At 65.5% G+C, this 12384-nt stretch carries 16 protein-coding genes; 2 read left to right on the top strand and 14 right to left on the bottom strand.

Annotated elements, in window-relative coordinates; all coding sequences use genetic code 11:
- Positions 1-6: 6 nt before the first annotated feature.
- The 14 genes from JHC57_RS04970 to trbB form a co-directional block, all read right to left on the bottom strand.
- Positions 7-537 (bottom strand): DUF2271 domain-containing protein, encoded by a 531-nt coding sequence (locus JHC57_RS04970; protein ID WP_294028900.1) that lies wholly within the window; start codon positions 535-537, stop codon positions 7-9.
- Between the two features lie 10 nt (positions 538-547).
- The gene (locus JHC57_RS04965) at positions 548-1192 is read right to left on the bottom strand and encodes a PepSY-associated TM helix domain-containing protein (RefSeq protein ID WP_294028899.1); all 645 of its coding nucleotides are present in this window, start codon (positions 1190-1192) and stop codon (positions 548-550) included.
- Between the two features lie 449 nt (positions 1193-1641).
- A complete protein-coding gene (locus JHC57_RS04960; RefSeq protein WP_294028939.1) occupies positions 1642-1839 on the bottom strand; it encodes a helix-turn-helix domain-containing protein in 198 nt (65 codons plus the stop codon).
- A 139-nt stretch (positions 1840-1978) separates the two neighbouring features.
- On the bottom strand, positions 1979-2200 hold the full coding sequence (locus JHC57_RS04955) for a DUF2274 domain-containing protein (RefSeq protein ID WP_294028898.1): 222 nt from the start codon (positions 2198-2200) through the stop codon (positions 1979-1981).
- The gene (locus tag JHC57_RS04950) at positions 2197-3408 is read right to left on the bottom strand and encodes a TrbI/VirB10 family protein (protein ID WP_294028897.1); all 1212 of its coding nucleotides are present in this window, start codon (positions 3406-3408) and stop codon (positions 2197-2199) included. The genes JHC57_RS04955 and JHC57_RS04950 overlap by 4 nt, the downstream gene beginning before the upstream one ends.
- Entirely contained in the window at positions 3405-4247 is an 843-nt protein-coding gene (gene trbG / locus JHC57_RS04945) for a P-type conjugative transfer protein TrbG (RefSeq protein WP_294028896.1), read from the bottom strand. Before trbG ends, JHC57_RS04950 begins: the two co-directional genes overlap by 4 nt.
- Complete coding sequence (gene trbF, locus JHC57_RS04940) at positions 4244-4927, bottom strand: conjugal transfer protein TrbF (RefSeq protein WP_294028895.1); 684 nt, start codon at positions 4925-4927, stop codon at positions 4244-4246. The genes trbG and trbF overlap by 4 nt, the downstream gene beginning before the upstream one ends.
- Positions 4928-4933: 6 nt before the next feature.
- Complete coding sequence (gene trbL, locus JHC57_RS04935; protein WP_294028894.1) at positions 4934-6208, bottom strand: P-type conjugative transfer protein TrbL; 1275 nt, start codon at positions 6206-6208, stop codon at positions 4934-4936.
- The gene (gene trbK-alt / locus JHC57_RS22490) at positions 6205-6516 is read right to left on the bottom strand and encodes a putative entry exclusion protein TrbK-alt (RefSeq protein ID WP_366928527.1); all 312 of its coding nucleotides are present in this window, start codon (positions 6514-6516) and stop codon (positions 6205-6207) included. The genes trbL and trbK-alt overlap by 4 nt, the downstream gene beginning before the upstream one ends.
- A complete protein-coding gene (gene trbJ / locus JHC57_RS04930) occupies positions 6458-7174 on the bottom strand; it encodes a P-type conjugative transfer protein TrbJ (protein WP_294028893.1) in 717 nt (238 codons plus the stop codon). Before trbJ ends, trbK-alt begins: the two co-directional genes overlap by 59 nt.
- A gap of 4 nt (positions 7175-7178) precedes the next feature.
- The gene (gene trbE / locus JHC57_RS04925; RefSeq protein WP_294028892.1) at positions 7179-9617 is read right to left on the bottom strand and encodes a conjugal transfer protein TrbE; all 2439 of its coding nucleotides are present in this window, start codon (positions 9615-9617) and stop codon (positions 7179-7181) included.
- Entirely contained in the window at positions 9614-9883 is a 270-nt protein-coding gene (locus JHC57_RS04920; RefSeq protein ID WP_294028891.1) for a VirB3 family type IV secretion system protein, read from the bottom strand. Before JHC57_RS04920 ends, trbE begins: the two co-directional genes overlap by 4 nt.
- A complete protein-coding gene (locus JHC57_RS04915; protein WP_294028938.1) occupies positions 9883-10194 on the bottom strand; it encodes a TrbC/VirB2 family protein in 312 nt (103 codons plus the stop codon). Before JHC57_RS04915 ends, JHC57_RS04920 begins: the two co-directional genes overlap by 1 nt.
- 35 nt (positions 10195-10229) lie before the next feature.
- Entirely contained in the window at positions 10230-11216 is a 987-nt protein-coding gene (gene trbB / locus JHC57_RS04910) for a P-type conjugative transfer ATPase TrbB (RefSeq protein ID WP_294028890.1), read from the bottom strand.
- A 214-nt stretch (positions 11217-11430) separates the two neighbouring features.
- Between trbB and JHC57_RS04905 the strand changes: the two genes are divergently transcribed.
- Both JHC57_RS04905 and JHC57_RS04900 read left to right on the top strand, forming a co-directional pair.
- Positions 11431-11949: a helix-turn-helix transcriptional regulator gene (locus tag JHC57_RS04905; protein WP_294028889.1), complete on the top strand. Its 519-nt coding sequence runs from the start codon at positions 11431-11433 to the stop codon at positions 11947-11949.
- Between the two features lie 60 nt (positions 11950-12009).
- Positions 12010-12384, top strand: a 375-nt coding sequence (locus JHC57_RS04900) for a hypothetical protein (RefSeq protein WP_294028888.1), incomplete at its 3' end; no start/stop codon positions are given.

The following is a 12384-nucleotide window of genomic DNA, read 5'->3' as shown; positions in this document are numbered from 1 at the left end:
TCAGCTTTAGCGGAAGGCGACCGAAACGGCCCCCAGTTCGGTCGTCCCGGCGGCGCGCCCGCCCGTCCCGGCCTTTGCCGGCCAGGTGAAGGGGATGCGCAGAAGCTCGCGGCCGCCGACCTCGCGCGCCGCCTCGATCACCAGCGTGTACTGGCCCGGAGCGGTGGCGCCGAGCTGCGCGCGCGTGAAGGAGACCTTGTGTGCGCCGGGCGCGCGCGTCGCGCCGGTGATGCCATTCGCGGGGAAGGTCATCGAGCGCCCCGCGGCGCGCCACCACTGGCGCACGTCGCGAAGCCATTTCGTGCCCTCGTTCGCCTTCATGTCGTAATCGTACCAGACGGCGACGGTCTTTGCGGGGGCGCCCGCCTTTTCGACCCAGATCGCGACATAGGGCTTGTGATATTCGGCGACCTTCAGCCGCGGGATGTTGATCGTCACGTCCATCGTGCCCGGGTTGGCGGCGAAGGCGGGCGCGCCGAACACGGCACCGAGGCCGATCGTGCCGCCGAGGATGCGCGCAGGGGTGGAAAGCTGCATGAGGGTCTCCCTAATGGATGAAGATGATCGCGATGACGGCGGGGATCGCGAGTCCCAGCCCGACGAGCGGCCAGGTGCTCCTGCGTTTCGCCGAATGGAGCTGGAGCAGGAACAACCCGGTGATCGCGAAGACGAGGCAGGCGAAGGCGAAGATGTCGATGAACAGGCTCCACTCGCCACCCGAATTGCGGCCCTTGTGGAGATCGTTGAGGTAGGAGATCCAGCCGCGGCCGGTGACTTCGCTCGACGCCTCTCCCGTCGCAAGGTCGATCACGACCCACGCGTCGCCGCCGGGGCGCGGCGCGGGCAGATAGACTTCGTCCGCCGACCATTCGGCATCGGCCGACGCCTTGACGGGGAAGCTTTGCTCGACCCACGCGGCGATGTCGGCGGGCAGCGGCGCTTTTTCGGCGTCGGGAACCGCCGCCTTCAGGCGTGTGAGCAGCGCCGGCGGCAGTTGCGCCGATTGCTGCGTGACGACCGGCGTCCCCTCGATATCGGCCGCGTGATTGAGCGTGAAACCGGTGATCGCGAACAGCAGCAGGCCGATCAGGCTGACGGCCGAGCTCATCCAGTGCCACATATGGAGCTGTTTCAGCCAGAAGGCTTTCCGGCTTTTCCTGGTCGCCGGTCGCGAGGATGTGGGTGCGTGCATCGGAACATTCTGGTCGGGAAGGATGTCGCGGCATTATCGCGAACGATTCTCAATTACAATATGATTCCGCCTTCCGGAGCGACGGTTCCGCGAAGGGCGCGGTTCGCCGATCGGGGCACGAAAAAGGCCATGGAAAGCCGAAGCGATCGACGATGCGGACCGCGCGCGCCGATATGCTCGTGCCGGGAAGCGGCTCGGTCCGATCGGGAAGAGGGAAGGTGGCGGAGACGGAGGAATAAATAAGCAGGAAGGCAACCTACTGAATTAATTCTAAAACCGTAGCTTCCAAAATCCCAGTCCCCACACATGTTCCTACGTAGTTTACGCGATACATATTGGACTGTGAATTTCTAATGCCATTTCCCGCTTCCCTTGTCTATACTATGATCTGAATTTATTTGGCTGTAACAGATCCAAGGCCATATTATATTTGTTTTCCGAAGCCACCACTATCCGCGCGACGGAACCTCCTCGCCACGCTGCCCCAACTGCTCGACATGTCGGCGACGAATGAAGTCACGAAGGCTTTCCGTGAGCACCAAGGTTGAAGATCCGAGTTTGACGACTCCGACCTCGCCTCGGTTTATCAGCAGGTACAGCGTGCTCCTGCTAATGCCCGTAAAACGGCAGGCATCAGGGATCCGCATGCTGACCGGCTCGATCGATAGCGGCGACGTCGGATGAAGAGGTCCGGGTTCGGAGGTCAAATTCGCCAAAGCTTCACCTTGCAGTCCGCTGCGCCAGAAAACCGACGTTAGATTACTGATGCGCTGCGCCCACGTGCGGCTATCCGCGGCGGCGCTGCTTGCTGAACTCGCGGTCACCGGCGATAAACCGCTCGACCATCGCCGGCACGAGCCGCTCCGCCGGAAGCGGAGCGGCAAGACCAGTGAGCTTTGCATGAACCTCGGCATAGGCCCGGAGGTCGCGCATCAGCGCACCGCCGAGCTCGACGCTGAGCTTGACCGGCTTCTCCTCGTCGAGCGCGCCCAGGCGAAGCTTGCTCACCGGACCTCCCCCACCGCCTCGACGATGAGATCGCGCGTCACCAGCACGCGCAACGTGGCGCCGGGCCGGATCGTCAGCGTCGGCGGCACCCGAAGCTCGCGCTCGACGAGCTTGCGCCCGGTCTCGGCAGCGCTGTCCTGGGTCCCGCTACGGAGAGCGCGGACAAGCCGGTCGTCGCTATCCGTCCCCAGTTCCGCACCGACGCCGAGCAAGGTCGACACAAAGGCCGCGCGCAGCATCCGTCCCCAATGAAAGTTGGTCCGGTCTGCGACGCCCGCCATGCCGGCTGCGTCGGTGCCCGGTTCGCGCCCCAGCGCTATCGATCGACCGCCGGGCAAGATGAGGCGCTCCCACGCGAGCAGCACCCGATCCTGGCCAGCCGAGATCTCACTGTCATATTCGCCGACCAGTCGCGCGCCCTGCGGGATGAGCAATATGTGGCCGGTGGGGCTGTCATAAACATTCTGCGTAACCTGCGCGGTCACCTGTCCGGGAAGGTCAGAATGGATCGCGGTGATAAGCGCGGCGGGAATGATGCTTCCCGCTTGAAGAATGTGAGCCGAACTGGCTGCACGGACACGCTCGCCGCTTTCCGGCTCCTTGCTGTCCTGGGCGAGAAATGCGCGGCGAGAAGTGGCCGTGGTCGGACGTTCCGTCGACACATCACCGGCGCGTGCGAGCGTTGGTAATGGAAGCGGGATTGCTTCGGTCGTCGCAGTACCCGAGCCGAGAAACAGCCTGCTCGCGCGCGCGGTTTCGCGCTCCTGCTCAGCTCGGGCGCGCGCTTGCTCTTCAGGATTTTGGCTGCCCGTGGCGGAATGCCCGCCGATCGGAGGCACCGGGACCGGATTACCGTCGGCCTGAGCCGAGACGATCGGTCTGCCGAGGTCACCGGGCAGAGGCGGCCCAAGCTTGGGAACCGAGCCATAATCCGCCGGGGCGCTCGTAAGCGCGTCGGCCCTGGCCCGACCTTCCGTGCGATAAAGGTTCTCAGGATCCTTCGGGTCTGCGGGCTGTAGCGCGTAGAGGAGCGCACCTCCGATCACGACGCCGGCAGTCCCGCCCATCGCCGCCAGTGCCTTGCGCGACAGACGCATCACACGCGGCGGCTCGGCGCCGAGGCGAAAGCCGTCGGGGCTCTCAGGCGCAACGGCTTCGGGCCCTTCGACGTCGTGCGGCGCCACTACCGCCGGTTCGGGAGCGTTCACGATCGACCCCCACGTGCTTTTTCGCGTCGGATACGAACTTCGCGCGCGGCCTTGCCGACGCCAAGTCGCAGAACGGCGAGATCGAGCAGACGATCAACGATCAGATACCGTCCGTTGATGCGGTAGTTGACCAGTTCAGCCTCGCCCCGCGGATTGAGGCCGAAAATCGGTGGCATCTCGTCGGACCCGATGCCTTCGGCAAATTCCACGAACGTCTGGCGTCCGTCGTCGAACACGCGCAGCGGCTTCCACCCGACCTTGTCGCCCGAGATGCGGTAACCGAAGTTGAGGGCTGCGAGGTCGAGGCCCGCGGCGACAGGCGCGAGGCGCTCACGTTCGGCCTCCGCGGCGCGCAGCGCGATCAACTCGTCTGCGGGATAGGTCCAGGATACCGACGCCATGTAGGTCGCCGGCGTCGCGCGCAGTTCGACATGATAGGTCCGGCGATCGGTGTTGATGACCAGGTTGGTGGAAATGTCGGAGCGGGTGGGCTTCACCAGCAAATGAACCCGCCGCGAGGCGCCCGAGCCGCTGAGCGTATCGCCGATAATCCAGCGCACCGTGTCGCCCGCCGCGACCGGTCCTGGCCCTACCAGCGTTTCGCCCTCCTGCAATACGATGTCGGTGACCTGTCCGGGTGCCGCATAGACCTGATAGAGCGCCCCCTCCGCCCAGGCATATTGCTGGATGGCGTTGCGATAGGCCTGCCGGTCCGGCTGGACCCGCGCTTCGGCATTGGCGCGTCCAACCCGCTGCTTCGGATCGGCTGGCTCCGCAGAGACCGATACGGCTGCAAGAAGCGGCGTGGCGACGAGTAGATGCACAAATTTGCGCGTCATTGGTTGAGCTCCTTTGACCATGAAATGGCAGTGACGAAGAGACCCAGAGGGTTCTTCCTGATGGCGTCGGGGGTGCGCGGCGGGTCGACGCGAACAGTCAGGATCGCGGACCAGCGCGACTTTTCGATCAGGCTGCCGTCCTGATATCGCCGCTCGGTCCACGCGATGCGAAAGCTGTCTTTCGACGCGCGAATGACACTCGACACGTCCACAGCCACCTGGAATTTGCCGACCTCAGCAAATGGATCGTCGTTCCTCGCATAGTCATTGAGGGCCTGCGCGCCGGTATCACTCGCAAAATCATAGGCCGCGAGCCAGTCTTCGCGCAGCACGATCGGGTCCGCCGGGATCGATCGCACATGCTCGATAAAGCGCGCGAGGTGAAATGCGACCTGCGGGTCCGACGGCGCATAGTCGGCGCCGGCAGGTGCAACCGCCCTCGCCTCGCCGAGCTTGTCGACCTCGACGACCCAAGGCGTGATCGTGCCGCGCGCCGATAGCCAGACTAGGCCTCCGGCGAGCCCCCCCGAAAGCGCGAGGCAGCCGAAGAACGCCAGCCGCCAGTTCTTCGCTTGTACGCGTGCAGAGCCGATGCGATCGTCCCACACCTGCGCGGCACGTTGATAGGGGGTGACCGGGACGGGCGATTCCCCGTAGCGGATCGAGGGTCGTCGAAACATGAAGCCTCACTCCTTTTCGCTGATATCGGGCGCGCCTCCCGCGCCATGGCTGTCGCCACCCTTCAGGGTCTGCGTCGCAATCGTGGCGCCCTGCGCCATCGTCTGGCGGCGCCGGAGCGAGGCCGCCCAGGCGGGAGGACCGTCGGCCGACTTGGCGGGTGCTTCCGCAGCCCCGGACTTGCCGGCAGCAAAGCTCTCGCGGATGCGATCTGCAGCCTTGCGTACCGGCGCCGCCGCGGCGCTCGCCGCGTCGCGTCCGACAGCCGCCATTCCGCCAGCGAATGCTGCTCCTCCCTGCTTTCCGGCCGCCCCACGGACGTAGGATGCCGATGCCGAGCCGGCCGCCCGCGCGCCGCCCATTGTCGCGCCGCGTCCGACCGTCGCCGCAGCTCCGACGCCTGCAGCTGCGCCGGCCGCACCGGCCGCGATCGTCGCACCCGCCGCCATGGCTGTACCGGCTGCGGCGCCTGCCCCCAGCTGCGGTCCGCCAGCAACAACGCCGTTCGCGATTCCCGGACCGAAAATGCCAAGGCCAAGCAGGGTGAGCGCGCCGAGCGCGATCGCCATGACCTGCTCGATGTCGGGCTCAGACCCGAGGCCAGCCTGCATGAAGCGGTCGAAAAGTGTCGTGCCAATCCCTGTGATGACGGCCAGCACGAGCACCTTGATGCCCGAGGAGATCACATGACCAAGCACACGCTCGGCCATGAATGCGGTGCGCCCGAAGAATGCGAAGGGCAGCAGGACGAAACCCGCGAGCGTCACCAGCTTGAATTCGAGGATCGTCACGAAGATCTGCACCGCGAGGATGAAGAAGGCGAGCACGACGATGACCCAGGCTATGAGCAAAATCATGATCTGGACGAAGTTGGTGAAAAGCCCGACAGGGCCCATGAGATCGGCCGAGGCGTCGAGCAACGGCTCGGCGGCATCGAGGCCCGTCGCGGCCACCATGCCGGGGCGCATGAAGTCGCCGATCGCCATCGCGGTGCCGCTGGCCTTGAGGCCGAGCCCGGCGAAGCTCTCGAGAAGGATCGCGGCAAGGGCCGCGAAATTGCCGATGATGAAGGCGAAGACGCCGATGTACAGCGTCTTCCTGATCAGCCGCTGCAGCACGTCTTCATCCGTGCCCCAGGCCCAGAAGAGCGCGGCGATCGTTACATCGATGACAATCAGGGTCGAGGAGAGAAAGCCGACCTCGCCGCCAAGCAGGCCGAAGCCGCTGTCGATATAGGTCGAGAAAACCGACAGGAACTGGTCGATAACGCCGGTATCGTTCATCTGCTCTCATCCTGTTTGCCAAAGAAATGGCGGCGCTTTGCTTCCCATGCAGCTGTGCAGTCCGGATCTGGCTCCACTGCGCTTCTGCAGTGAGACGGCACACTCGCGACAACGGGTAGTGCGTCCGCCCGGGAGATCTGGGGGGCGGACGCACCGGGAGCGGACGACGAGACCGCCGCCACGAACGCGAGCGTGAGGACCAGCGCCCCCAGCACTGCGACGAGCGCGATCTTCGCCGTCCGTCCCAAGTCAGTTCTTGCCGCGGAAGCGGCGGAAGCGCTCGCGCGCCTCTGCCTCCGCTGCGGCATTCCGCGCCGCGTCGAGCGACTGCGCGCGGCCCTGCGCCGCGAGCGCGGCGGTGAGATCGGCGAGCTGCTGCGATTGAAGTGCGAGGAGCTGATTACCGGCCTGCGCGGCCTGGAGCGCACCCGTCGCCGACTGGCTGGCACCGACGAGCGTGCCGATCGACTGGCGGGTGACGCCGAGATTGCCGACGATGCCGGCCTGCACCTTCATCGCGTCCTCGAACGCACCGACGCTGTCCTTCCAGCGCGCGTCGGCATTGGCGACCATCGTCGCGCTCGAACTCGCCAGCGCCGCGCCCTTGTAGCGGCCCTCGAAGGCCGATTGGACATCCTTCACCTCATAGGCGATGCGCTGGGCCTCGCTCAGCAGCTGGCGGGTCTGGTCGACCTGCCCCTGCAGTTGCTGCAGCGTTGAAGTCGGCAGCGCAGCGAGATTCTTCGCCTCGTTGAGCAGCGACGTCGACTGGTTCTGGAGCTGCTTGATCTGGTTATTGATCTGTTCGAGCGTCCGCGCCGCGGTCAGGATGTTCTGGGAATAGTTGCGCGGGTCGTGGACGATGCCGCCGATCTGCGCGGCGGCGGGGCTGGCGGCGACGAGCAGACCGGCGGACGTGCCGGAGAGCAGCGCCGCGAGCACGGTGCGGGTCAGGAACTTCTTCATGCTATCACTCCTTCAGGGGGGATGAGGACTGGAGGCCGGCAATGAGATCGGCGGCCCAGCCGAGGCCGCGGTGGCGCAGCCAGGCCGGGGCGAAACCGTTTGCGCCATACATCTCGACGAGTTCGCCGATCCGCAGCTGGTCGGTTTTCGACGAGGCGGCCGAGAAGGCGAGCGCGATGTCGCCGAGCCCAAGCTCGAAGAGGCGGTTGCCGCGGCGCGACTGGCAGTAATAGTCACGCTTCGGGGTAGCCTCGCTCAGAATCTCAATCTGACGATCGTTGAGCCCGAAACGCTCGTAGACCCGGGCAATCTGCGGTTCGGCTGCCCGCTCGTTGGGGAGGAAAATGCGGGTCGGGCAGCTCTCGATAATCGCAGGCGCGATCGGCGAGGCCTCGATATCGGCGAGGCTCTGCGTTGCGAAGACCACGCTCGCATTTTTCTTGCGAAGCGTCTTCAGCCATTCGCGCAGCTGCGCGGCGAAGGCCGGACTGTCGAGCACGAGCCAGCCCTCGTCGATGACGATGAGCGTAGGCGAGCCGTCTAGCCGCCCCTCGATCCGGTGGAACAGGTAGGACAGGACGGCCGCCGCCGATGCCGCGCCGATTAGCCCCTCGGTCTCGAGCACCTGAACCCGTGCCTCGCCGAGCCGCTCGGCATCGGCATCGAGCAGGCGTCCCCATGGTCCGCCGACCAGATAGGGCGACAGCGCCTGTTTCAGCGCTTGCGACTGGAGCAGGACCGCGAGCCCGGTCAGTGTGCGCTCGGAGGTGGGTGCGGTCGCCAGCGAGGTAAGCGCCGACCAGACATGCTCCTTCGCAGCCGGGTCGACGCCAATCCCCTCCGCTGCGAGGAGGGCCGCGACCCATTCGGCCGCCCAGGCGCGCTCGGCGGCCTCGTCGATACGCGCAAGCGGCTGGAGTGCGACCCCGAGGACGCTCTCGTCGAGTGCGCCGCCGAGATCCTGCCAGTCGCCGCCCATGCCAAGCGCTGCGGCACGGATCGAACCGCCGAAATCGAACGCGAAAATCTGGCTGCCGGGATAGCGACGAAATTGCATCGCCATCAGCGCGAGAAGAACCGACTTGCCCGCCCCCGTGGGGCCGACCACCAATGTGTGGCCGACGTCGCCGACGTGCAGCGAGAAGCGGAACGGGGTCGAGCCTTCGGTCTTGCCATATAGCAAGGGGGCGTCACCGAAATGCTCGTCCCGTTCCGCCCCCGCCCACACGGCCGAGAGGGGGACGATATGGGCGAGATTGAGCGTGGAGATTGGCGGCTGGCGGACATTGGCGTAAACCTGCCCGGGAATGCTGCCGAGCCATGCCTCGATCGCGTTCACGCCTTCGCTCATGCAGGTGAAGTCGCGGCCCTGGATCACTTTCTCGACAAGGCGCAGCTTCTCGGCAGCGAGGCCGGCATCGCGGTCCCATACCGTGATGGTCGCTGTCACATAGGCGATGCCCGCACTGTCGGCCCCGAGTTCCTGCAACGCCATGTCGGCGTCGGCGGCCTTGTTCGACGCATCGCTGTCGACCAGTACCGACGCTTCGTTGGTCATCACCTCCTTGAGGATCGCGGCGACCGATTTGCGCTTCGCGAACCATTGGCGCCGGATCTTCGTCAGCAGCCTCGTGGCATCATTCTTGTCGAGCATGATGGCCCGGGTCGACCAGCGGTAGCCGAAGGCCAGCCGATTGAGCTCGTCGAGCAGCCCCGGAAAGGTCACGCTTGGAAAACCCGTGATCGTCAGCGTGCGCAGATGATGATCGCCAAGGCGCGGCTCGAGACCGCCCACGAGCGCCTCGTCGGACAGGAGCGCGTCGAGATAGGCCGGCGTCTCGGGAACGCGCACGCGCTGCACCTTCGTCGACACGGTGCTGTGGAGATAGGTCAGCGTTTCCCTGTCGCCGAGCCACGCGGCCTCGGGCATGAAGCCTTCGACGAGGTGGAGCAGCCGGTCGGTCCGGTCGGTGAAGCTGGCGAGCAGTTCCTTCGGATCGACGCCCGTCTTCGACCGGCCCTCGTAAAGCCAGGCTTCGGCGCGCGCTGCCTCCTCGGCGGGCGGCATCCAGAGCAGCGTGAGATAATAGAAGCTTTCGAAATGTGCCCCTTCCTCGCGGAATTGCTCGCGGCGTTCGACGTCGACCAGTTCCGAGACCGGATCAGGAAATTCGGAGTGCGGATAGCTTTGCGCGGCAACGCGCTGGGCTTCCACGAAAACTGCCCATCCAGAACCAAGGCGACGCAGGGCATTGTTGAGTCGCGAGGTAACCGCGACGAGTTCGGCGGGCGTGGCGCTGTCGAGGTCGGGGCCGCGGAAGCGCGCCGATCGCTGGAACGACCCGTCCTTGTTCAGCACCACGCCCTCCGCCACGAGCGCAACCCAAGGGAGAAAGTCGGCAAGCGCAGCGAATTTCGTGCGATATTCGGAGAGATTCATCATGGCTTCATCCAGACTGGAAATTTGAGATGCCGGCGCGCGACGTCGACGAAGGCGGGGTCGCGGCGGGCGCTCCACACCGCGACCGCGTGGCCGATCGCCCAGATGGCGAGGCCCACGATCCAGAGACGAAGGCCAAGCCCGATCGCGCCCGCGAGCGTGCCGTTGACGATCGCAAGACTTCGCGGCGCGCCGCCGAGCAGGATCGGCTCGGCAAGCGCGCGGTGAACCGGCGCGAAAAAGCCGGGAATGTCCGCTTCGGCCAACATCAGGCGAGTGCCCCGCCCCCGAAGGAGAAGAAGGAGAGGAAGAAGCTCGAGGCCGCGAAAGCGATCGACAGGCCGAACACGATCTGCACGAGCCGGCGGAAGCCGCCGGACGTGTCGCCAAACGCAAGGCTGAGGCCGGTCACGATGATGATGATCACCGCGACGATCTTCGCGACCGGCCCCTCGATGCTCTCGAGGATCGACTGCAGCGGCGCCTCCCACGGCATCGAAGATCCACCGGCATGCGCCAGCGGCGCGGTGTAGATCAGCCCGGCTGCCGTGATGGCAGCGACGCCGAAGCGGTCGAGCATCCTGCCGCCGCGCAGGCGGCGCTTCATATCCTTCGTCATTGCGAAACTCCTGTCCGGGGGGTGGAAATCGGGGCGATGCGATAGTCGCCGGTGACGGGATCAAGCCCGTCGACGCGGGCGAGTTCGGAGAGCCGACGGCCGGCGCCATCGCGAACGAGCACGGCGACGACATCGATGGTGTCGGCGAGCAGCGCGCGCGGCACGGTGACGACAGCCTCCTGGATGAGCTGCTCCATCCGGCGCAGCGCTCCGATGGCGCTGCCGGCATGGATTGTGCCCACCCCGCCCGGATGACCGGTGCCCCAGGCTTTCAGGAGATCGAGCGCCTCGGCCCCTCTCACCTCACCGATCGGACTGCGCGCGGGGCGAAGGCGAAGCGAAGAGCGCCCGAGAGCGGAAAGCGAAGCGACACCATCCTTCGTTCGCAGGGCGACGAGATTGGGCGCCGCACATTGCAGCTCGCGCGTGTCTTCGATGAGGACGATGCGATCATCCGATGTCGCAATCTCCGCGAGCAGCGCATTGGTGAGGGTCGTCTTTCCGGTGCCGGTCCCTCCGGCCACGAGGATATTCCGGCGATCGGCCACGGCCGCACGCAGCGCCATGGCTTCGCCCGCCACCATGATACCGTCCGCCACATAATCGCCGAGCGTGAAGACCGCGACAGCGGGCTTGCGAATGGCGAAGGCCGGCGCCGCCACCACCGGCGGCAGCAACCCCTCGAACCGCTCCCCGCTTTCCGGGAGCTCCGCCGAAACCCGGGGTGCCCCGGCATGAACCTCGGCCCCGACATGATGGGCGACGAGCCGGATAATGCGTTCGCCGTCAGGGGCGGCGAGGAGAAGGCCGCTGTCGGCCAAGCCGGCGCCGAGCCGATCAACCCAGAGCCGTCCGTCGGGATTGAGCATGATCTCGACGACGGCGGGATCGGCGAGCCACTCGGCAATCGCCCCGCCGAGCGCGGTGCGCAGCATGCCCGCGCTGCGCTGGAATGCCTCGTCCCTGGCGGAAGCTGAGTTCATCGAAGTCCCCGTTTGCTGGAAGCCGGCAAAGCGCCCGGCTCGACGGGGATGAGTAAGAGACGCAGGCTTTTGCCCGCTTCAACAGAAAAATCGTGGCGTAGGGCTCTGGCGAACAGACAAGTGCACAAGCGAAGTAGCCAATGCGGAATCATCTCTAAGGCGTTGCGAGGGCACCGCATTTGGCACGCTATCTACATTTATGTTTATATGCCGGATGACTGATTCGGGGTCTTTGACACCGGAGGACGCCGAACGCTGGTCGCGCCTCTCCGACAAGCAGCACGCATGCCTCGAGCTGCTGCTGGAACGTCAGACCTCGAAGCAGATTGCGCGCCAGCTCGGCATTTCCAAATATACCGTCGATCAACGCCTCACGTCGGCGCGCGATATCCTTGGCGCCGCGAGCCGCGACGAGACCGCGATCATCTATGGACGGCTGCGAGCGATATGCGACCGGATCGCATACCATTCGGTCGATATTTCCATGCCCCCCGCCCCGATGGCATCGACCGTCTCAGACGGCGAACCGGCCAAGCATCTTCCCTTTCGCGACAGCAAGACGGAAGCCGCATTGCCACCGGAAGAGGAACCGCTGTCGAGGAGTTTGTTGCGGCATGATCAGCACCCGTCCCGGCGCACGATGATCATTATGGGAGGTCTTCTCCTGCTCGTCCTGATTACGCTTGGCGGCATCGGGATTGCGCAAGGGCTGAACCAACTCATCGCCAACTGACTCCTTTCCACCACGCGAGTGAACGGCCGGAGCTTACGGGTTTTCCGGAGAGGAGAGACTATGCCTGATCGACAACTGACACATACTGCGCGTCTTCAGGAAGATGTGCCCACAGCCGAACGCACCATCGACGACGCGCTCATCGCCGTGTCGTCACTGATGACCAGCGCCGTGACCGCGCGGCGGGATATCGCGGGCGTGCCCGCTGCGATGGGACACGGAACGATCCGGCGGATTGCAAAAGTGCAGAACGCGCTGATCGATGCGAGCGGCGACGTGATGCGCATTCATGGCGAGCTCGTCGAGATCGGGCGCGAGACGGCGGGCTACGATCTCCACGAATGCCCGAAGGTCGCCAGCACGAACGTCGTGCCGCTGAGTGGTGACACGCCTCGAAGAGGAGACCCGGATCGGCAAAGGCGGGACCCTGGCGGC

It is taken from the genome of Sphingopyxis sp., from assembly GCF_016463645.1.
Classification (GTDB): Bacteria; Pseudomonadota; Alphaproteobacteria; order Sphingomonadales; family Sphingomonadaceae; genus Sphingopyxis.
Note: the sequence above shows the minus strand (reverse complement) of the source record. Positions and strands in the feature narration are given on the sequence as shown.